This window comes from Stenotrophomonas aracearum (genome assembly GCF_031834615.1).
Lineage (GTDB): Bacteria > Pseudomonadota > Gammaproteobacteria > Xanthomonadales > Xanthomonadaceae > Stenotrophomonas > Stenotrophomonas aracearum.
The window spans coordinates 3,430,889-3,451,396 of sequence record NZ_CP115543.1; the positions used below are offsets into that span (position 1 = coordinate 3,430,889).

The 20,508-nt window shown below is 67.7% G+C and carries 15 protein-coding genes and 1 riboswitch; of the genes, 10 read left to right on the forward strand and 5 right to left on the reverse strand.

Annotated elements, in window-relative coordinates; genetic code table 11:
• Positions 1 to 27: 27 nt before the first annotated feature.
• The 4 genes from PDM28_RS15530 to thiC form a co-directional block, all read right to left on the reverse strand.
• A complete protein-coding gene (locus PDM28_RS15530; protein ID WP_102945447.1) occupies positions 28 to 909 on the reverse strand; it encodes a helix-turn-helix transcriptional regulator in 882 nt (293 codons plus the stop codon).
• Positions 910 to 1,032: 123 nt separating this feature from the next.
• Positions 1,033 to 3,345 carry a winged helix-turn-helix domain-containing protein gene (locus tag PDM28_RS15535; RefSeq protein ID WP_311182742.1) on the reverse strand — a complete coding sequence of 771 codons (2,313 nt, stop codon included), beginning with the start codon at positions 3,343 to 3,345 and terminating at the stop codon, positions 1,033 to 1,035.
• A 249-nt stretch (positions 3,346 to 3,594) separates the two neighbouring features.
• Entirely contained in the window at positions 3,595 to 4,272 is a 678-nt protein-coding gene (locus PDM28_RS15540; protein ID WP_102945128.1) for an ion channel, read from the reverse strand.
• Positions 4,273 to 4,312: 40 nt separating this feature from the next.
• Positions 4,313 to 6,190: a phosphomethylpyrimidine synthase ThiC gene (gene thiC, locus PDM28_RS15545; RefSeq protein ID WP_311182743.1), complete on the reverse strand. Its 1,878-nt coding sequence runs from the start codon at positions 6,188 to 6,190 to the stop codon at positions 4,313 to 4,315.
• Between the two features lie 98 nt (positions 6,191 to 6,288).
• A riboswitch (TPP riboswitch) is annotated at positions 6,289 to 6,390 on the reverse strand.
• Between the two features lie 67 nt (positions 6,391 to 6,457).
• Between thiC and PDM28_RS15550 the strand changes: the two genes are divergently transcribed.
• Complete coding sequence (locus tag PDM28_RS15550; RefSeq protein ID WP_311182746.1) at positions 6,458 to 8,029, forward strand: BCCT family transporter; 1,572 nt, start codon at positions 6,458 to 6,460, stop codon at positions 8,027 to 8,029.
• Between the two features lie 462 nt (positions 8,030 to 8,491).
• On the opposite strand, the gene ggt is transcribed toward PDM28_RS15550, so the two are convergent.
• On the reverse strand, positions 8,492 to 10,210 hold the full coding sequence (gene ggt, locus PDM28_RS15555) for a gamma-glutamyltransferase (RefSeq protein ID WP_311182747.1): 1,719 nt from the start codon (positions 10,208 to 10,210) through the stop codon (positions 8,492 to 8,494).
• Between the two features lie 509 nt (positions 10,211 to 10,719).
• Here ggt and ilvC point away from each other — a divergent pair.
• The 9 genes from ilvC to leuB all read left to right on the forward strand — a co-directional run bounded on the left by ilvC (position 10,720) and on the right by leuB (position 20,341).
• The gene (gene ilvC, locus PDM28_RS15560; protein ID WP_070208856.1) at positions 10,720 to 11,694 is read left to right on the forward strand and encodes a ketol-acid reductoisomerase; all 975 of its coding nucleotides are present in this window, start codon (positions 10,720 to 10,722) and stop codon (positions 11,692 to 11,694) included.
• 38 nt (positions 11,695 to 11,732) lie between these two features.
• Positions 11,733 to 13,469, forward strand: coding sequence for an acetolactate synthase 2 catalytic subunit (gene ilvG / locus PDM28_RS15565; protein ID WP_311182748.1), 1,737 nt, complete (start codon positions 11,733 to 11,735; stop codon positions 13,467 to 13,469).
• Positions 13,453 to 13,713 (forward strand): ACT domain-containing protein, encoded by a 261-nt coding sequence (locus PDM28_RS15570; protein ID WP_070208854.1) that lies wholly within the window; start codon positions 13,453 to 13,455, stop codon positions 13,711 to 13,713. The genes ilvG and PDM28_RS15570 overlap by 17 nt, the downstream gene beginning before the upstream one ends.
• A 93-nt stretch (positions 13,714 to 13,806) precedes the next feature.
• Complete coding sequence (locus PDM28_RS15575) at positions 13,807 to 14,904, forward strand: threonine dehydratase (protein WP_102945445.1); 1,098 nt, start codon at positions 13,807 to 13,809, stop codon at positions 14,902 to 14,904.
• Positions 14,901 to 16,454 carry a 2-isopropylmalate synthase gene (locus tag PDM28_RS15580; RefSeq protein WP_425507608.1) on the forward strand — a complete coding sequence of 518 codons (1,554 nt, stop codon included), beginning with the start codon at positions 14,901 to 14,903 and terminating at the stop codon, positions 16,452 to 16,454. Before PDM28_RS15575 ends, PDM28_RS15580 begins: the two co-directional genes overlap by 4 nt.
• Positions 16,455 to 16,464: 10 nt before the next feature.
• Positions 16,465 to 17,247 (forward strand): class I SAM-dependent methyltransferase, encoded by a 783-nt coding sequence (locus tag PDM28_RS15585; RefSeq protein ID WP_311182749.1) that lies wholly within the window; start codon positions 16,465 to 16,467, stop codon positions 17,245 to 17,247.
• 46 nt (positions 17,248 to 17,293) lie between these two features.
• A complete protein-coding gene (leuC, locus tag PDM28_RS15590) occupies positions 17,294 to 18,715 on the forward strand; it encodes a 3-isopropylmalate dehydratase large subunit (RefSeq protein WP_311182750.1) in 1,422 nt (473 codons plus the stop codon).
• Complete coding sequence (gene leuD / locus PDM28_RS15595) at positions 18,715 to 19,293, forward strand: 3-isopropylmalate dehydratase small subunit (RefSeq protein ID WP_311182751.1); 579 nt, start codon at positions 18,715 to 18,717, stop codon at positions 19,291 to 19,293. Before leuC ends, leuD begins: the two co-directional genes overlap by 1 nt.
• Complete coding sequence (leuB, locus tag PDM28_RS15600; RefSeq protein WP_311182752.1) at positions 19,283 to 20,341, forward strand: 3-isopropylmalate dehydrogenase; 1,059 nt, start codon at positions 19,283 to 19,285, stop codon at positions 20,339 to 20,341. Before leuD ends, leuB begins: the two co-directional genes overlap by 11 nt.
• Positions 20,342 to 20,508 lie beyond the last annotated feature (167 nt).

Sequence of the window (20,508 nt, forward strand, 5' to 3'; positions counted from 1 at the left end):
GGAAAGTTACGATTGCGTTACCGTTAATTATTTGCGCGATGCCACCGGACTGTTTGCCGACTTTGGCGGAAGCGATCCACCGGTCTGGCGGAAGCCCGACGCAGACTGCCCATAACGGGCGCGGAACGCACGCGCGAAGCTGCAGCAGTTGTCGAAACCGCTGGCTGCTGCCACTTCGCCAATCATCATGTCGGTGTCGCGCAGCAGGTCCGCCGCGCGTTCCAGGCGAAGACGCGCCGACAGCGACTGCGGGCTTTCTTCATACAGGCTCTGGAAGGTCTTGGACAGGTACCAGCTGGAGAAGTTGGTCAGTTCGGCCAGTTCGCCGATGCGCACCACGCGGTGGCTGTTGCCTTCCAGGTACAGGCGCGCGCGCTGCATGCGCCCGAACACCTGGCGCTTGCGGATGCGCGAACGACCGGGGCAACGCTGCACGCCGGTGGCCATGCCACGCTGCATCGCGGCCAGGTGCAGCAGTACCGGACGCAGGGCCTGCGCCGGTTGGCCAGTGGCCAGTACGTCGCGCCACAGGCGCAGGGCCACCCGCACTTCGCTGCGCGACATGCTGCCGCGCCCGGCGTACAGGCTGCAATCGGCCAGTTCGCCCAGCGCGCGCAGCGCGTCCGGGGTCAGGCTCAGGCCGATGCACAGGCCATCACGGCCTGCCTGGATCATCGGCTTGGACTCTTTCTCGAATGCAATCCATTCGCGCTGGCGCAGGCGGAAGCGGCCTTCCTTGGATTCGACCCAGGCGCTGCCACGCAGCTGCATCCACACGGTGAACGTGGTGCCGGCCGTCTGTAGGCTGCCCAGCCGGGCAACACCGAGACAGGTCGGCAGCGGACCGTCGTCGACGATCTTGTCCAGGGAAAGCGATTGGCCGCGATCGGCCAGGGAAAGCTGACGCATGACGTACACCGGGGTTTGCCGTAACAGGGCTCCCGTTTTGCCAAATCAGGTCAACGCGGTCAGGAAGATTCGACGAGATTGATCCGAATTCGTCACGATGCCATCACGAAGAAAGTACGACGACTACTTTCCTTTCCAGAACAACAGGTTGGGCGCAGCCGAGAACACCGGGCGCGGCGGTTCGGGCAGCGTCATCACGCCGATATCGGCGCCATCGGCGACCGCCAGGGCCAGGTAGACGGCACTGCCGTCGGGCTGCGCGCTGAAGCCGTTGCCGGCGCTGAGGCGATCCGCATCCAGGCACACTTCTTCACCATTGGAAGGCGCATTGATGCGCGCGAACACGGTGGAGCAGTCGGCACGGCTGGACAGGTAATCCAGGCTGCCGTCGCGTGCGACCGCCCAGGTGCGGTAGCGCCAGCGCGACGGGCGGTCTTCGCTCACCTGCTGCACGCTGGCCGGATCCAGTTGCAGGTTGGCCGACCACAGGCCACCGGCGGACAAGCGGGTGAACAGCACGCGCTGATGGGCCGGATCCAGCCGCGCCTGGGATACGCCGTCCACGCTGCCGAGCAGCTTCCACGGTGTTGCGCGGCGGTCGAACAGCGACAACCGCATGCGTTCGTCGTGATCGCGTTCGACCACCAGGATGTGGTCGTTGTCGCCGGCGTACAGCGCTTGCAACGGTTGCGCCACCGGTACCGGCAACGCCACGATCTGCTCGTCGCGCGGTGAGACTTCGTAGATCACCGGCTGTGCCTGCGCGTCGCGGCCGGAGACCAGCAGGTGCCGGCTGTCGGGCGACCAGTCCGCCGACTGGCGGGTTTCCGGGCGCAGGCCTTCCACCGGACGCAGCGACTCCGGTCGGCCCAGGTCGGCCCACCACAGGCCGTAATTGCCGGAGCGATCGGAGGTGAACACCAGTTGCTGGCCATCCGGCGCCAGCATCGGCTGGCCATCGCGGCCGTTGGACGGGAACAGGCGCTCGGGGGTTCCGGGGCGTCCGTCCCTGACCGGCACGCGGAACAGGCCGAACTGCGCCTTGCGGTGCACGAACGCCAGCATGTTGCTGTGTCGCGACAGTGCCGGCGACTGCGCATCGTCCAGGCCGACATCGCGCAACGTGCGCGTTTCGGTGTCCAGTTCGTACAGGCGCGCTTCGCTGTCGACGCGCCGGCCGAACACGATGTGGCGGCTGTCGCCGCGCCAGGCCCAGCCGCGGATCTCGGCCGAATCGCTGGTGAGCTGTTCGGGTTCGCCGCCGGTGGCGGGCAGGCGCCACAGGTCGCCGATCTGCGGGTTGCGCACGAACACGATCCAGCGCCCATCGGGCGAGAACCGCGGCGCATAGTCGAAACTGTCCTCGGCAGCCGGGTAGTCGACCGGGGTCCAGGCGCCGCTGGCGATGTCCAGCACGCGGATGCCCCGGTGCGCATGGCGACCGGACAACGAACCGAACACCAGACCGCGCCCGTCCGGGGTCCAGTCGAAGCTGAGCAGCTCGGTACCGTCGCAGCGCGTGACATGGCGGATCGCACCACCGGTCGCGCTGGCGATCAGTACTTCGCAGCTGGCCTCCGGCCCGAAGCGCGCGAAGGCAATGTCGCGGCCGTTCGGCGACCAGTTCGGGAAACGGTCGGAATGCCCGGCCGGGGTGTCGGTGAGCAGGCGTGCCGGTGCATTGCCCGAGGTCTGCACCTTGATCGCGCTGCCGCCGCCGCTGGCATCGTCGGCCTCGTAGGCGACCTGCGACCCGTCCGGCGACACCGTGGGATAGGTTTCAAAGCCCGCCGTGGCGGTGATCAGCCGGTACGGGCGCTGCGGGCTGCCGACCACGCGGCTGCCGTCTTCCAGCACGCCGTTGGGCGTGGGTGCACCGGCCGGGCGCTGCAGCAGCAGCGCGGTCAGCACCAGCAGCGCCATCGCCATGGCCAGGCCGATCGCCAGGAACACGTAGCGGCGGGTACGCCGCCAGCGGCTGCGCGGACGCGGCGCGGGCGCGGGCGCAGGGGCCGCGAACACGGCGGCCAGCGCGTCGCGCTCGTCGTCACCGGGCGCGCTGTCGACGTCGGGCAGCGGTTCGGCCAGCACCGACACCGGCTGCAGCAGCCGGTACCCGGTCTTGGCGATGGTTTCGATATAGGCGGTGCCGGCCTCGTCGTCGCGCGAGAAGGCTTTTCGCAACTGGGTGATGGCCTGGGTCAGCACATCGTTGGTGGGCAGCGTGTCCGGCCAGACCTCGGCGAACAGGTCGTCGCGGGTGACCACCGCCCCGGGCACGCGCATCAACACCTTGAGCACACCCAGCGCTTTGGGCGTCAAGCGCCGCGGACGGCGCGCGCCGTCCACCACCACTTCACGCGACGACAGCGTGATGGTGCATTCGCCGATCCGGATGCGGTCGGCAGCGGGTGTCTCACTCTCTATGACGTTCATTCCGGTACTGCTGCGACAACTGAACAACTGGAACGCAGCGACCGAACCGCCAGATTCCGCACATGGCATCAGCGCAAAGCGCAAAAACACTGAAGCGCGCGAATACTAGCCTAAGCAGGTTAAACGGCGCCTGTGCGTCGGGAAGACATCAGGCCCTCTCTCGCCGACGAATCCATACAATTTGCTGCACTATTCGCGCCTTCGGGCGCGATTTTTTTATCTGCGATTCAGCAAAGTTTTATTGTTGATTCAGCTTCGTGCATTCCGAATCATGGTCAGGCCCACCAGGCGCGACACCACCAGCGCGACGTACATCACGCCGGCGAACTGTTCGAGCATCACCAGCGCACGCGCCTGCGGGTGGATGGGCACCACATCGCTGAGGCCAACGCCAGACAGCAAGCTGAAGCTCAGATAAAGCAATTCCATCCAGGTGCGAAGCTCGTTCTCGCTGGTCGCTACGAAGCTGCCCGGGTACCACTGCTGGCAGACCGCGAAGGCGAAGGCGAACGCCCACGCCAGCAGGGTGAAGGTGGCCCCCGCGGCGAACAGCTCGTCGCGGGTGACCTTGTGGTCCTGCAGCATGTAGGCAATCAGGCTGCCAGCCGTATAGAAGTACAGCAGGCATTCGAGCAGCTGCGCGGTGGTGACCAGCGCCGGGCGCCCGAGCAACGCGCCGGCGATGGAAAACACCACCGAGGGAATGGCCAGCACCAGTGCCAGCCACATCCCCAGCGGGCTGCGCCGCACCACCCAGATCGCCAGGCCCAGCACGGCGATGCCGAACGCGCCGAACAGCGCGCGACCGGCCCCGGACTCGTCCATGGCGGGGTACATCAGCACGCCCAGCAACTGCACGCCCAGCAGCCAGGCCGACGGATGCCGGCGGGCAATGGCCAGCCACTTGGTGGTGCGTGCAATCGCCATCGTCCGTCCCCGGTCCCCAGTGTGGTGCCCGGAGCTTAGCTCACTCCTGCCGATAGACCTGTGCACCCTGTGCACGGAACTGGCTGGACTTCTCGGCCATGCCTGCAGCCAGCGCGTCCTGCTCGTCCAGGCCCTGCCCGGCCGCATAGTCGCGCACGTCCTGGGTGATCTTCATCGAACAGAAGTGCGGCCCGCACATCGAACAGAAATGAGCCAGCTTGTGCGCGTCCTTGGGCAGGGTCTCGTCGTGGAATTCACGCGCCTTCTCCGGGTCCAGGCCGAGGTGGAACTGGTCTTCCCAGCGGAACTCGAAGCGCGCCTTGCTCAGCGCGTTGTCGCGCACCTGCGCACCGGGATGGCCCTTGGCGAGGTCGGCGGCATGCGCGGCGATGCGGTAGGCCATGATGCCGTCGCGTACGTCCTGGCGGTTGGGCAGCCCGAGGTGCTCCTTGGGGGTGACGTAGCAGAGCATCGCGGTGCCATACCAGCCGATCATCGCCGCACCGATCGCGCTGGTGATGTGGTCATAACCCGGCGCGATGTCGGTGGTGAGTGGCCCCAGTGTGTAGAACGGTGCCTCCCCACACTCGTGGAGCTGCTTGTCCATGTTCTCCTTGATGAGCTGCATGGGCACGTGGCCGGGCCCTTCGATCATGGTCTGCACGTCGTGCTTCCAGGCGATCTTCGTGAGTTCGCCCAGCGCTTCGAGTTCACCGAACTGCGCCGCGTCGTTGGCGTCGGCAATGCAGCCCGGGCGCAGGCCATCGCCAAGCGAGAAGGTCACGTCGTAGGCCTTCATGATTTCGCAGATCTCTTCGAAATGTGTGTACAGGAAGTTCTCGCGGTGATGCGCCAGGCACCACTTGGCCATGATCGACCCACCGCGCGAGACGATGCCGGTGACCCGCTTCGCGGTGAGCGGCACATGGCGCAGCAGCACGCCGGCGTGGACGGTGAAGTAATCCACCCCCTGTTCGGCCTGTTCGACCAGGGTGTCGCGGAAGATCTCCCAGGTCAGTTCCTCGGCACGGCCGTCGACCTTCTCCAGCGCCTGGTAGATCGGCACGGTACCGATCGCCACCGGCGAGTTGCGCAGGATCCATTCGCGGGTTTCATGGATGTGCTTGCCGGTGGACAGGTCCATCACCGTGTCGCCGCCCCACCGGATCGCCCAGACCAGTTTTTCCACTTCCTCGGCGATGCCCGAGGACACGGCGCTGTTGCCGATGTTGGCGTTGATCTTGGTGAGGAAGTTGCGGCCGATGATCATCGGTTCGCTTTCGGGGTGGTTGATGTTGTTGGGCAGCACCGCACGCCCGCGCGCGATTTCCGAGCGGACGAATTCGGGCGTGATGACTGCGGGAATGGACGCGCCGAACGATTGTCCGGGGTGCTGCGCCAGCAGCGCCTTGTCGCGCACCTGCTCCAGCCGCTGGTTCTCGCGGATGGCGACGAACTCCATCTCCGGAGTGATGATGCCGCGCCGCGCGTAATGCATCTGGGTGACGTTGGCGCCGGCCAGCGCGCGGCGTGGCTGCAGGCGCGAGGGGAAGCGCACGGCGTCCAGGCGGGTGTCGGTTTCGCGTGAGCGTCCGAAGGCAGAGCTCAAGTGCGGTAGCAGTTCGGTGTCGCCGCGTTCGGCCACCCAGCCGGCACGCAGGGCCGGCAGGCCGGTGGAGAGATCAATGCGCGCCTCCGGGTCGGTGTACGGGCCGGAGGTGTCATAGACGGTCAGCGGGGCGTTTTCCTCGCCCCCGAACAGCGTGGGGGTACGGGTCAGCGCGATTTCGCGCATCGGCACCTGCAGGTCGCTGCGCGAGCCGGGTACGTGGATCTTGCGCGAGCCGGGGATCGGCCGGGTGACCGAGGCGGAGAGTTGCTGGGCCTGCTGCTGCAGGCTGGAAGTTTGTGCGTTCACGACATCGTCCTGGGTACTCGCCCGCACGGGGTGTGCGGAACGGGGACGAAGCGGCGGCGCACGGCAGTCGCAGGGCGCACGGGTCCCGCGCGGCATGCAGCTGCTGTAGCGAAGCTTCCCTACGCCGGTATCAACCGGATCAGGTTCGATGGGACTGTCTCAACCGTGGCCCCAGGGCCGCGGTACCCCCGCTTCGGGGCGGATTAGAGCACAGCCCGGCCCGAACGTGAACACGGGTGTCATCCGGGCTTGGCTAGACTGCCCGGCATGGTCTTCAGAATCTCCATCGCGCTGGTCCTGCTGCTGGTGCTGGCCGCCGGCATCGCCCCGGATGCCTTCAATGACATCGTCCGCGGCGGTCTGGTCCACATCGTCCGCGGCGCGGGGTGGCTGTACCTGTTGGTGGTGTTCATCACCCTCTCCTTCCTGCTCTACCTCGCCTTTGGCCGGCTGGGCAGCCTGCGCATCGGCGGCGAAGACGCCGAGCCGGAGTTCTCCAACGCCAGCTGGATGGCGATGCTGTTCGCGGCGGGCATGGGCATCGGCCTGGTGTTCTGGGGCGCGGCCGAGCCGGTCTCGCACTTCGTCACCCCGCCCGAGGGCCTGCCGCCGCAGAGCATGGAAGCGGCGCGCGCCGCGATGCGCTACGTGTTCTTCCACTGGGGCCTGCACCCGTGGGCGATCTACGCCCTGATCGGGTTGGCGATGGCGTGGTTCCAGTTCAACCGCAATGGTCGCGGCCAGATCAGCGATCTGCTGCAACCGCTGATCGGTGCACACCATCGCGGCTGGATGGGCACGGTGGTGGACGTGGCGGCGGTGGTGGCCACCGCGATCGGTGTCGCCACCACGCTGGGCTTCGGCACCATCCAGATCGCCGCCGGCCTGGAGCGGGTGTTCGGCATCCACTCCGACGTGCCCACGCAGTTGACCATCATCGCCGTCGCCTTCGTGTTGTACATGGCGTCCACCACCAGCGGCGTGCAGCGCGGCATCAAGTGGCTGTCCAACATCAACCTGGGACTGGCCGCACTGCTGCTGGCACTGGTGCTGGTGCTCGGGCCCACCGGTTTCATCTTCGACACCTTCACCACGACGCTGGGCGGTTACCTCAACCAGCTGGTCACGATGAGCCTGCGCATGTCGCCGTTCTCGGGCAGCACCTGGGTGGCGGACTGGACGATCTTCTACTGGGCGTGGTGGATCGCGTGGGCACCGTTCGTGGGCTCGTTCATTGCCCGTGTTTCTCGCGGCCGTACCATCCGCGAATTCGTGCTCGGCGTGGTGATCGCGCCCACCGTGCTCGGCTTCCTGTGGTTCTCGGTGTTTGGCGGCACCGCGTTGTGGTCGCAGATCTTTGGCCATGTCGACCTCGCCCAGGCGCTGGGCAACGGCTACGAGACCGTGCTGTTCACCATGTTCGACAGCCTGCCGATGCCGGGTGTGCTGTCGGTGATCGCGCTGTTGCTGCTGATGATCTTCTTCGTCACCTCGGCCGACTCGGCGGTGCTGGTGCTGGCGAGCATGTCCACCGACCAGGCCGGCGACCCGCCGCTGGCGCGGCGCATCACCTGGGGCGTGGCGATCGCGCTGATTGCCGCGGTACTGCTGCTGGCCGGCGGGCTGGATGCGTTGCAGGGCATGATCACCATTGCGGCCCTGCCCTTCGCGCTGTTGATGCTGGCGGTGATCGTATCGCTGTATCGCGTGCTGGATACCGAGCATCAGTTGCAACGCCGGCGCGCCCAGCGCGCGCGGCGCATGATGGATGCCTGGATAGAACGCGAAATTGCCGCGCAGGAAGAGACGCGCGATGAGGCGTCTCGCGCTGAGTCCTAGAAGCAGCGTTTCAATTCATACGTGCAGGGGCGGCCGCCGGGCAGCCCCGCTCCGGGACACGCCGTGAATACGTCCATGTAGGCTGCTAGAAAACATCCATGTTTTCTAGCGTCCCTCCGGGGGCTACCCGGCGGCCGCCCCCATACATGGTCGTGTGCGGTGAGAAAGAGCAGCCGGGCAAGGCCCGGCTCTACCGCTTTTCGGTGACTCACCTGCCAACTGTCGGAGGGTCGGCGGGGGTGGGTTTGAGGGGGCACGAGCCGCATGGATGCGGCGATGAGCTTACATGGACGTACTTGCAGCGTCCCCCACAAACCCGCACCCGACGGCCCTGACCAGGGAAACTGCGCAGAAGGCGGCTGCTCGCCTGAATCCAACAGCAGCCGGGCAGGGCCCGGCTCTACCGAATTCATGCAATCCCGGATTTGGCAGTTACCCACCGCAATCCGGGAATGCCAGCCGTCAGTACCCCGCCGCCTGCCCGTCCTTGCGGCTTTCCGAAGCGCCGTAGTACACGCCCGTTTCCGGGTCGCGCATGATCGCCTGGTAGCCGCCGTAGGGGCCGTCGGCGAAGGTAACGCGATGTCCCTTGCGCATCAGCGCGCGCACGGTTTCATACGGATAGCCCGTTTCCAGGTTGACTTCGCCACCATCGCTCATCGCCGTGGCCTGACCGGTCGGTTCGGTCGAGCCCTCATGCTGGATGCGTGGCGCATCGCCCGCCTCCTGCAGGTTCATCCCGAAGTCCACCATGTTCATCACGATCTGCGCATGGCCCTGCGGCTGCATCGCACCGCCCATCACCCCGAAGCTCATGTACGGCTTCCCGTCCTTGGTCACGAAGCCCGGAATGATGGTCTGGAACGGACGCTTGCCCGGCGCATAGCCGTTCGGATGGTCCTTGCGCAGCACGAACATCTCACCGCGATCCTGCAGGATGAAGCCCAGCCCCGGCGGCGCCATGCCGCTGCCCATGCCCCGGTAGTTCGACTGGATCAACGACACCATCATCCCGTCCGCGTCCGCCACCGTCATGTAGATCGTGTCGCCCTCCTCCAGCTGCTTCGGCGTGCCCGGCTGCACCTCGCGCAGCGCCTTGTCCATCGAGATCAGCTTGCGACGCTCCGCCGCATACTCCTTCGACACCAGCTTCTGCACCGGCGCCGGCTGGAACGCCGGGTCCGTGTAGAACCGCGCCCGGTCCGCGAACGCCAGCTTCTTCGCCTCCACGAACAGGTGCACATGCTCCGGCGACCCGAACGGAATCTTCGAGAAATCGTAGCCTTCCAGCACGTTCAGGATCTGCAGCGCCGCGATGCCCTGGCTGTTCGGCGGCAGCTCCCACACGTCATAGCCGCGATAGTTGCTGCTCACCGGCTCCACCCATTCCCCGTGGTGGCTCGCCATGTCCTCATAGCTCAGGTAGCCACCGTTCGCCTTGAAGTACGTACCGATCGTGCGCGCGATGTCGCCCTTGTAGAACGCATCGCGCCCGCCCGTTGCAATCTGCTCCAGCGTGTTCGCCAGGTTCGGGTTCTTCCACAGCTCGCCCTTGCGCGGCGCATGCCCGTTGATCGTGAACTGCTCCTTGAAGCCAGGGTACTGCGACAGCTTCGGCACCGAACGGTCCCAGTAGTACGCGATCACCTCCGCCACCGGATGTCCCTCGCGCGCATAGCGGATCGCCGGCGCCAGGTTGTCCGCCATCGGCTTGCGGCCGAACTTGTCATGCAGCGCGAACCAGCCATCCACCGCGCCGGGCACCGATACCGGCAGCGGCCCCGTCGCCGGAATGTCCTTCAACCCACGCCGCTGGAACTCCGCCAGCGTCAGCGACTTCGGCGACCGGCCCGAGCCGTTGTAGCCGTACAGCTTCTGCGTCTTCGGGTCCCACACGATCGCGAACAGGTCCCCGCCCACCCCATTGCCGGTCGGCTCCATCAACCCCAGCGCCGCATTCGCGGCAATGGCCGCATCCACCGCCGAGCCGCCGCCCTTCATCACGTCCAGCGCGATCTGCGTGGCCAGCGGCTGCGACGTCGCCGCCATCGCATGCGGCGCGATCACCTCCGAACGGGTCGCGAAGTCCCGCCCGGTCACCCGGTCGGCAGCGGAAGAGAACAGCGGCAGCGCGCACAGCAGCGCAGTGGCCAGTACGGCACGGGCAAGGGGTCGGGACACGGTTCCGGATTCCAGGTAGAGAGATAACCCGCCGATGGTCGCCGCAGCGGCCGCGTTCGCACATCCGACAATGGTCATGCACGACACACGCTCAAGCCGATATTCCGCGCGGAAACCCCGCTTCAATACTTGAACCCGGGTTCACCGGAACGATTTCACCCGCAACCATCCTTATGCGACAAGGCGTTGCGCTGGATACAGGCGAAACTGTTGGAAATCGGCTTTCCACGGTTGACAGCGGCAAAACCGCTGTGGTTTTCTCGATCACATGTTGCAGCGCCACACGCCCATTTGCGAATCCATTGAGCACGCCGGACCCGGCGCGGCCTCGATCCGTTCGCTTCTTGTCCTCGTACTTATTACCCAACCAACAGGTGCGGGACGGACCGGCGTGTAAGCAGAACTGCCAGGTATCCATCGAAACCCGCACCCACCCAGGTGCGGGTTTTTTCGTTTCAGAACCCTTCGATTCTTCTTCCTTCCGCTACATCTTCCAGAGGACCTCCCCCATGAGCACCAACGACCTGCCCCAGATCAAGATCGCTGTTGTCGGCTATGGCAGCCAGGGCCGCGCCCACGCCCTCAACCTGCGTGAGTCCGGCTTCGATGTGGTCATCGGCCTGCGTCCCGGCGGCCCGACCGAAGTCAAGGCGCAGGCGGACGGCTTCACCGTGAAGGCCCCGGCCGAGGCCGTCAAGGACGCCGACCTGGTCGCCGTACTGACCCCGGACATGGTGCAGAAGAAGCTCTACGAAGACGTGCTGGCACCGAACATGAAACAGGGTGCGGTACTGCTGTTCGCGCACGGCCTGAACGTGCACTTCAACATGATCGCCCCGCGCGAGGACCTGGACGTGGTGCTGGTCGCGCCCAAGGGCCCGGGCGCGCTGGTCCGCCGCGAATACGAAATCGGCCGTGGCGTGCCGTGCATCTGGGCGGTCTACCAGGACCGCAGCGGCAAGGCCGCCGAGTACGCGCTGGCCTATGCCGCTGGCCTGGGCGGCGCGCGCGCCAACCTGATCCAGACCACCTTCAAGGAAGAAACCGAAACCGACCTGTTCGGTGAGCAGGCGGTGCTGTGCGGCGGCGCCTCGGCGCTGGTCCAGGCCGGTTTCGAAACGCTTGTGGAAGCCGGTTACCAGCCGGAAATCGCCTACTACGAAGTGCTGCACGAACTGAAGCTGATCGTGGACCTGTTCTACGAAGGCGGCATCACCCGCATGCTCGAGTTCATCTCGGAAACCGCGCAGTACGGCGACTACGTGAGCGGCCCGCGGGTGATCGACGCCGGCACCAAGGAGCGCATGAAGGCGGTGCTGACCGACATCCAGGACGGCACCTTCACCAAGAACTGGGTGGCCGAATACGAAGCGGGCCTGCCGAACTACAACAAGTTCAAGCAGGCCGACCTGGAACATCCGATCGAGAAGGTAGGCAAGGAACTGCGCGCCAAGATGGTCTGGTTGCAAAGTCAAGCCGCGTAACCGCGCGGCTCCCCCACCGCTTTCGCAAAGGTCACCGCATGAACACCTCCGCACACAGCACCGCGCCCCGCAACGGCGCACGCTGGTTGACGCAGGCCCTGGAAGCCGAGGGCGTCGACACGCTGTTCGGCTATCCGGGCGGCACCATCATGCCCTTCTACGACGCCCTGGTGGACTCGGGGCTCAAGCACATCCTGGTCCGCCACGAACAGGGCGCGGCCCTGGCCGCCAACGGCTATGCCCGCGCCAGCGGCCGGGTCGGGGTGTGCGTGGCCACCTCCGGCCCGGGCGCCTCCAACCTGGTCACCGGCATCGCCGATGCGATGCTGGATTCGGTGCCGATGGTCTGCATCACCGGCCAGGTCGCCACCCCGCTGCTGGGCACCGACGCGTTCCAGGAACTGGACGTGTTCGGCCTGACCCTGCCGATCGTCAAGCACAGCTGGCTGGTGCGTTCGGTCGACGAGCTGCCGCGCATCGTCCGCGAAGCCTTCCGCATTGCCCGCGAAGGCCGCCCCGGCCCGGTGCTGATCGACCTGCCCAAGGACGTGCAGATCGCCGACGCCAGCCACCTGCCGACGCACGTGCCGGAAACGGTCAACCCGCCGGCCGCGCCGCAGGACGAGGCCGTGGCCGCCGCCATCGCCGCGATCCAGGCTGCCGAAAAGCCGGTGATCTACGCCGGCGGCGGCGTCGCCCTGGGCGATGCGGTCGAAGACTTTCGTGCCTTCGTCAATGCCACCGCCATGCCCACCGTGCTGACCCTGCGCGGCCTGGGCGGCTTGCCGGCGCAGCACCCGCATTACCTGGGCATGCTGGGCATGCACGGCACCCGCGCGGCCAACATGGCGGTGCAGGAAAGCGACCTGCTGGTGGTGGTCGGCGCACGTTTCGACGACCGTGCCACCGGCAAGTTGAACGAGTTCGCACCGTTCGCGCGGGTCATCCACATCGACGCCGACGCCTATGAAATCTCCAAGCTGCGCACCGCCGATGTCGCGGTACCCGGCAACGTCGGCACCGCACTGCGTGCGCTGACCGCCGCGCTGCCCAGCCCCGCACCGGCACAGGACGCGTGGCGCAAGCGCTGCGCGACCCACCGCGAGCGCTTCGCCGCCCGTTACGACGCGCCCGGTGCACACATCTACGCGCCCGCCCTGCTGAAGCGCCTGAGCGAAGTCGCCCCGGCCGACGCAATCATTGCCTGCGATGTCGGCCAGCACCAGATGTGGGTGGCCCAGCACTGCCGCTTCAACCATCCGCGCAACCACCTGACCAGCGGCGCGCTGGGCACCATGGGCTTCGGCCTGCCGGCGGCGATGGGCGCGCAGTTCGCCTGTCCCGAGCGCACCGTGGTGCTGGTTTCCGGCGATGGCAGCTTCATGATGAACGTGCAGGAGCTGGCCACCATCGCACGCTGCCGCCTGCCGGTGAAGATCGTGCTGCTGGACAACAGTTCGCTGGGCATGGTCCGGCAGTGGCAGGAGCTGTTCTTCGCCGAGCGTTACAGCGAGATCGACCTGTCCGACAACCCGGACTTCGCCGCACTGGCCAAGGTGTTCGGCATTCCCGCCACCCGCATCGAGGCGCGCGACGACGTCGAAGGCGGCCTGGCCGCGCTGCTGGCCGAACCCGGCCCGGCGCTGCTGCACGTGGCCATCGACGCGCGCGCCAACGTGTGGCCACTGGTGCCGCCCAACAATGCCAACAGCACCATGCTGGAAAGCAACCCCGCCCACCAGCCGCAGGAGTTCCCCCATGCAATACCGGCTTGACCTGGTGCTGGTACCCGCCGAAGGCGCGCTGCTGCGCGTGATCGGCATGGCCGAACGCCGCGGCTTCGCGCCGCGCGCGATCGTCGGCGCACCCAATGCCGCCGACGATGGCCGCTGGCACCTGCAGCTGGTGGTGGACAGCACCCGTCCGCCGGAAACCCTGTGCCGCCAGATCGAGAAGATCTACGACTGCGTGTCGGTGCGGATCAGCGCGCTGGAGCCCGGCGCTGGAGTATCGGCATGAACGCCCGCACCGTGGTTACGGTGCCGGTACGGAGGGGTCTTCTCGCAGGCCCGTCGACGTCGCGCGACCGGGTCGTGCCTGCGTGTCATGGCCATGCCTGCTAGCCGCGCGCCCCAGGAACCGGAAGTAGGCGACGTAAGCGTCGCCGACGTGCTGGCCGCGCAGGCGCGGCTGCGCCGGTTCCTGCCGCCGACCCCGCTGCATTACGCAGAGCGGTTCGGTACCTGGCTGAAGCTGGAGAACCTGCAGCGCACCGGGTCGTACAAGGTGCGCGGTGCGTTGAACGCGCTGCTGGCCGGGCGCGAGCGCGGCGACGACCGCCCGGTGATCTGCGCCTCGGCCGGCAACCACGCCCAGGGCGTGGCGTGGTCGGCCTATCGGCTGGACATTCCGGCGATCACGGTGATGCCGCATGGCGCCCCGGCGACGAAGATCGCCGGCGTGGCGCACTGGGGCGCCACCGTGCGCCAGCATGGCAACAGCTATGACGAGGCCTATGCCTTCGCCCGCGCACTGGCCGAACAGCACGGCTATCGCTTCCTGTCCGCGTTCGACGACCCCGACGTGATCGCCGGCCAGGGCACGCTGGGCATCGAGCTGGCCGCGCACGCGCCGGACGTGGTGATCGTGCCGATCGGCGGTGGCGGCCTGGCCTCGGGCGTGGCGCTGGCCCTGAAATCACAGGGCGTGCGCATCGTCGGCGCGCAGGTCGAAGGGGTCGATTCGATGGCCCGCGCGATCCGGGGCGACAGCCGTGAGATCGCGCCGGTGCCGACCCTGGCCGACGGCGTCAAGGTAAAGATTCCCGGCCAGCTGACCCGCCGCCTGTGCAGCGCGCTGCTGGACGACGTAGTGATCGTGCGCGAAGCCGAGCTGCGCGAAACGCTGGTACGGCTGGCACTGGAAGAACACATCATCGCCGAAGGCGCCGGTGCGCTGGCGCTGGCGGCCGGCCGCCGCGTCGCCGGCCGGCGCAAGTGCGCGGTGGTCTCCGGCGGCAACATCGACGCGATGGTGCTGGCCCAGCTGCTCTCCGACATCCGCCCGCGCGCACCGCGCAAACCGCGCCGCCGCGCCAGCGAGCGAACACGGCCGCCCCTACCGACCGTGCTCGCGCCACCCCCGACTTCCCCCGTTCTTCCTTCCCCTGCCTTGCCATCCGACCTTGCCGTCGAGGAGACCTCCTGGTGACCACGCCCAACTCCCCCCGAATTCGAATTTTCGACACCACCCTGCGCGACGGCGAACAGTCGCCCGGCTGCAGCATGAGCCCGCAGCAGAAGCTGGTGATGGCCCGCGCGCTCGACGAGCTGGGCGTGGACATCATCGAGACCGGCTTCCCGGCCAGCTCGCAGTCCGACCGCGACGCGATGGCCATGATCGGCCGCGAAGTGCGCCGCCCGACCCTGGCGGTGCTGTCGCGCTGTCTGGCCACCGACATCGAGACCTCGGCCCGCGCCCTGGACGCGGCGGCCAACGCGCGCCTGCACGTGTTCCTGTCGACCAGCCCGCTGCACCGCGAGCACAAGCTGCGCATGAGCCGCGAGCAGGTGCTGGAGTCGGTGCACAAGCACGTCAGCCTGGCGCGCAGCTACATCGACGACGTGGAATTCTCCGCCGAAGATGCGACCCGCACCGAAGAAGACTTCCTGGTGGAAGTCGCGCGCGTGGCGGTGGCCGCCGGCGCCACCACCATCAACCTGCCCGACACCGTGGGCTTCACCACCCCCGAGGAGATCCGCGGCATGTTCCAGCGGGTCATCGCCGGCGTGCCCGACAGCGACCGCATCATCTTCAGCGCGCATTGCCACAACGACCTGGGTCTGGCCGTGGCCAACTCGCTGGCCGCCATCGAAGGCGGCGCGCGCCAGGTGGAGTGCACCATCAACGGCATCGGCGAGCGCGCCGGCAACTGCTCCCTGGAAGAACTGGCGATGGTGCTGAAGGTGCGCAACGCCTTCTACGAGGAAGACACCCGGATCAACACCCCGCGCATCGTCTCCACCTCGCAGCTGCTGCAGCGCCTGGTCGGCATGCCGGTCCAGCGCAACAAGGCGATCGTGGGCGCCAATGCGTTCGCGCACGAGTCGGGCATCCACCAGCACGGCATGCTGCGCCACCGCGGCACCTACGAGATCATGCGCCCGGAAGACGTGGGCTGGGAAAATTCGCAGATGGTGCTGGGCCGGCACAGCGGCCGGGCCGCAGTGGAAGCGCGCCTGCGCGCCCTGGGCTTCTGGCTGGAGGAAGAAGAACTGAAGCTGGTGTTCGAACAGTTCAAGTCGCTGTGCGAGCAGCAGCGCGTGGTCACCGATGCCGACCTGCAGGTACTGATGCAGGGCAGCTCCACCCAGAACGGCTACCGCCTGGCTTCGATGACCATCAGCGACGTCGGCAGCCGCGCCAATGCGCTGGTCGAACTGTCCGACCCGGACGGCAACCGCGTCGCCGAAACCGCGCAGGGCGATGGCCCGGTGGATGCGCTGTTCGGCGCGCTGGCGGCCGCCACCGGCGCACAGCTGATGCTGGACAGCTACCACGTGCACAGCGTGGGCATCGGCGCCGACGCGCGCGGCGAAGCGAACCTGAGCGTACGCCACGACGGCGTGGAGTACGAAGGGACCGGCACCAGCCGCGACATCATCGAGGCCTCCGCGCTGGCCTGGCTGGACGTGGCCAACCGCCTGCTGCGCCAGCGCCAGGCCAGTACCGAACACACCGCCGCCACCGCGGCCGCCTGAGGAATCCCGCATGAGCGCCTTCGACTCGCCGTTCGTCCCCGACAGCACCCAGCAATGGAACGCGCACGACTACGCCATCGACGCCGGCTTCGTGCCGGTGCTCGGCGGCGCGGTGGCCCGCCTGCTCGACCCGCAGCGCGGCGAGCTCATCCTGGACCTGGGCTGCGGCGACGGCGTGCTCACGTTCGACCTGGCGCTCAGCGGTGCAACGGTCGTGGGCGTGGACAGCTCGCCGGAGCTGATCGGTGGCGCCCGCGCGCGCGGCCTGGACGCCCGCCTGATGGACGCGCATGCGATGACCTTCGAGCGCTGCTTCGATGCCGTGTTCAGCAATGCGGCGCTGCACTGGATGCGCGAACCGGACCGGGTGATCGACGGCGTGCGCCGCGCCCTGCGCAGTGGCGGTCGCTTCGTCGCCGAGATGGGCGGCCAGGGCAACGTGGCCACCGTCACCAGCGCATTGCAAGCCGCACTGTGCAGCAACGGCCATGCGGTGCCGGCGTTCCCGTGGTACTTCCCCAGCGCCGATGAGTATGCCGAGCGCCTGCGCGCGCATGGCTTCCAGGTCCGCCACATCGAGTCCCTGCCGCGCCCGACCGTGCTGCCCACCGGCATGGCCGGCTGGCTGCGCACGTTCGCGTCGCCGTTCCTGGCCGGGCTGGACAGCACCCAGCGCCAGCGCGTGATCGACGACACCGTGGCGCTGCTCGCGCCCAGCCAGCGCAACGCGCACGGACAGTGGACCGCCGACTACGTGCGGCTGCGCTTCGACGCGCGCCTGCGCGCTTCCTGATTCGACCTTTCCGCACTATCGTCACATGAACCCGCAAGGCCATCCCATGACCCCAGCTCCCCGCACCCTGTACGACAAACTGTGGGACGCCCACGTGGTCGTGCCCGAATCGGACAGCGCGCCCGCCGTGCTGTACATCGACCTGCACCTGATCCATGAAGTGACCTCGCCGCAGGCGTTCACCGAACTGCGCGAGCGCGGCCTGTCCCCGCGCCGCCCGGACCGGACCAAGGCGACCATGGACCACTCCACCCCGACCCTGCCGGCGGCGGCCGATGGCACCCTGCCCTACGCCAGCGCCGCCTCCGAAGCGCAGGTGGCGATGCTGGCGCGCAACTGCGCCGAGCACGGCATTGAACTGTTCGACATGCAGTCGGCCAACCGCGGCATCGTGCACGTCATCGCGCCCGAGCAGGGCTTCACCCAGCCGGGCATGACCATCGTCTGCGGCGACAGCCACACCTCCACGCACGGTGCGTTCGGCGCGCTGGCGTTCGGCATCGGCACCAGCGAAGTGGGCCACGTGCTGGCCACCCAGTGCCTGCTGCAGCGCAAGGCCAAAACGATGGCGATCACCGTCGATGGCACGCTGGCGCCCGGCGTGGGCGCCAAGGACGTGGTGCTGCACATCATCGGCGTGATCGGCGTCAACGGCGGCACCGGGCACGTGCTGGAATTCCGCGGTAGCGCAATCACCGCGATGGACATGGAGCAGCGCATGACCCTGTGCAACATGTCGATCGAAGCCGGCGCCCGCGCCGGCATGGTCGCGCCCGACCAGGTCACCTTCGACTGGGTCGCCAACACCCCGCGCGGCCCGAAGGGCATCGAATTCGACCTGGCCGTGGCGCAGTGGAAGCAGCTGCGCAGCGACGAGGGCGCACGCTTCGACGCCGAAGTACGCATCGACGCCGCCGACATCCGCCCGACCCTGACCTGGGGCACCCATCCGGGCACCGCCATCGCGGTGGACGCGCCGATTCCGGCTGCCAACGATGCCGCCGACCAGAAGGGCCTGGACTACATGCACTTCCACGCCGGGCAGACCCTGGCCGGCACCCCCGTCGACGTGGTGTTTGTCGGCTCCTGCACCAACGGCCGGCTGAGCGACATGCGCGAAGTGGCGCAGGTGCTGCAGGGCCGCCACGTCGCTTCCGGTGTGCGCATGCTGGTGGTGCCGGGCTCGGAGATCGTCAAGCGCCAGGCCGAAGCCGAAGGCATCCACTCCATCGTGCGCGCGGCCGGTGCCGAATGGCGCGAACCGGGCTGCTCGATGTGCATCGCCATGAACGGCGACCTGGTCGCCCCCGGCCAGCTGGCGGTGAGCACCAGCAACCGCAATTTCGAAGGTCGCCAGGGCCCCGGCTCGCGCACCCTGCTGGCCTCGCCGATGACCGCCGCCTGGGCCGCGGTGAACGGCCGGGTGGCCGACCCCCGTGACCTGTATGCCGCACAGGAGGTGGCCTGATGAGCGGCTTCCGCACCCTGACCTCGACCAGCGTCGTGCTGCGCGAGACCAACATCGACACCGACCAGATCATTCCGGCGCGGTTCCTGTCCACCACCGAACGCGCCGGGCTCGGCAAGCACGCCTTCAACGACTGGCGCTGGCAGGCCGACGGCGCCCCGAACCCCGCGTTTGCCTTCAACCAGCCGCACAACGCCGGCCGCAGCATCCTGCTGGCCGGACGCAACTTCGGCTGCGGCTCCTCCCGCGAGCACGCGCCGTGGGCGCTGGCCGACCTGGGCCTGCGCGCCATCGTCAGCAGCGAGATCGCCGACATCTTCCGTGGCAACGCCCTGAAGAACGGCCTGCTGCCGATCGTGCTGGACGAAGCCGACGTACAGACCCTGATGCAGCGACCCGACGATGCCTTGACCGTGGACGTCGCCGCGCGCGAACTGCGCACGCCCGACGGCCGCGTGTACACCTTCCCGCTGGACGGCTTCTCGCAGACCTGCCTGCTGGAAGGCGTGGACCAGCTGGGGTATCTGCTGGGCCGTACCCCTGACATTGAACGTTACGAGAGTGAACATGCACGCTGAGATCGTCGTTTTACCCGGTGATGGCATCGGTCCCGAAGTCGCCGCTGCCGCCGTCGCGGTGCTGGGCGCCGTCGCCGAACGCTTTGGCCACACCTTCACCTTCAGCGAGCACGACATCGGTGGCATCGCCATCGACCGCCACGGCGAACCGCTCCCCGCCGCCACCCTCGACGCCTGCCGCCAGGCCAACGCCATCCTGCTCGGCGCGGTGGGCGGCCCGAAGTGGTCCGACCCCAACGCCAAAGTCCGGCCCGAACAGGGCCTGCTTGCCATCCGCAAGGCCCTCGGCCTGTACGCCAACCTGCGCCCCGTACGCACCCACCCCGCCGCCCTCGGCGCCTCGCCGATCAAGGCCGAACTGCTCGAAGGCGTCGACTTCGTCGTCGTGCGCGAACTCACCGGCGGCATCTACTTCGGCGAAAAGACCCGCACCGCCGACACCGCCAGCGACCTGTGCAGCTACAGCGTCGGCGAGATCGAGCGCGTCATGCGCAGCGCCTTCCGCCTCGCCCAGCAGCGCCGTGGCAAGGTCACATCGGTGGACAAGGCCAACGTCCTGGAGACCTCGCGCCTGTGGCGCGACGTCGCCGCACGCATCGGCCGCGAAGAGTTCCCCGAGATCGCCCTCGAACACCAGCTGGTCGACTCCATGGCCATGCACCTGCTGGCCAAGCCGCGCGAGTACGACGTAATCGTCACCGAGAACATGTTCGGCGACATCCTGACCGATGAGGCCTCGATGCTGGCCGGCTCCCTCGGCCTGCTGCCGTCGGCATCGCTGGGCGAACCCGGCGCCGTAGGCATCTACGAACCCATCCACGGTTCGGCCCCCGACATTGCCGGCAAGGGCATCGCCAACCCGTACGCCACCCTCTTCAGCGCCGCGATGCTGCTGCGCCATTCGTTGGGATTGGAAGCAGAAGCGGCAGCAGTAGAAGCCGCCGTGCATGCCGCGTTGGACGACGGCGTATTCACCGCCGACCTCGCAGCAAAGGGCCAGGCCGTATCGACCACGCAGGCCACCGACGCCGTGTTGGCGCGGTTGTAGCCCTTCCCAACCGCCCACGACCAACCATCGGGGGCGGCCGCCGGGTAGCCCCCGGAGGGACGCTAGAAAACATGGATGTTTTCTAGCAGCCTACAAGGACGTACTTGCGGCGTGTCCCGGAGCGGGGCTGCCCGGCGGCCGGCCCAGCACGTATGAATCAAAGCGCC

Bases quoted from the DNA above. Each gene is read 5' to 3' on its own strand.
- PDM28_RS15530 (WP_102945447.1), bottom strand. From the start codon at position 909: ATGCGTCAGCTTTCCCTGGCCGATCGCGGCCAATCGCTTTCCCTGGAC.
- PDM28_RS15535 (WP_311182742.1), bottom strand. From the start codon at position 3,345: ATGAACGTCATAGAGAGTGAGACACCCGCTGCCGACCGCATCCGGATC.
- PDM28_RS15540 (WP_102945128.1), bottom strand. From the start codon at position 4,272: ATGGCGATTGCACGCACCACCAAGTGGCTGGCCATTGCCCGCCGGCAT.
- PDM28_RS15550 (WP_311182746.1), top strand. From the start codon at position 6,458: ATGGTCTTCAGAATCTCCATCGCGCTGGTCCTGCTGCTGGTGCTGGCC.
- ilvC (WP_070208856.1), top strand. From the start codon at position 10,720: ATGAGCACCAACGACCTGCCCCAGATCAAGATCGCTGTTGTCGGCTAT.
- ilvG (WP_311182748.1), top strand. From the start codon at position 11,733: ATGAACACCTCCGCACACAGCACCGCGCCCCGCAACGGCGCACGCTGG.
- PDM28_RS15570 (WP_070208854.1), top strand. From the start codon at position 13,453: ATGCAATACCGGCTTGACCTGGTGCTGGTACCCGCCGAAGGCGCGCTG.
- PDM28_RS15575 (WP_102945445.1), top strand. From the start codon at position 13,807: ATGCCTGCTAGCCGCGCGCCCCAGGAACCGGAAGTAGGCGACGTAAGC.
- PDM28_RS15585 (WP_311182749.1), top strand. From the start codon at position 16,465: ATGAGCGCCTTCGACTCGCCGTTCGTCCCCGACAGCACCCAGCAATGG.
- leuC (WP_311182750.1), top strand. From the start codon at position 17,294: ATGACCCCAGCTCCCCGCACCCTGTACGACAAACTGTGGGACGCCCAC.
- leuD (WP_311182751.1), top strand. From the start codon at position 18,715: ATGAGCGGCTTCCGCACCCTGACCTCGACCAGCGTCGTGCTGCGCGAG.
- leuB (WP_311182752.1), top strand. From the start codon at position 19,283: ATGCACGCTGAGATCGTCGTTTTACCCGGTGATGGCATCGGTCCCGAA.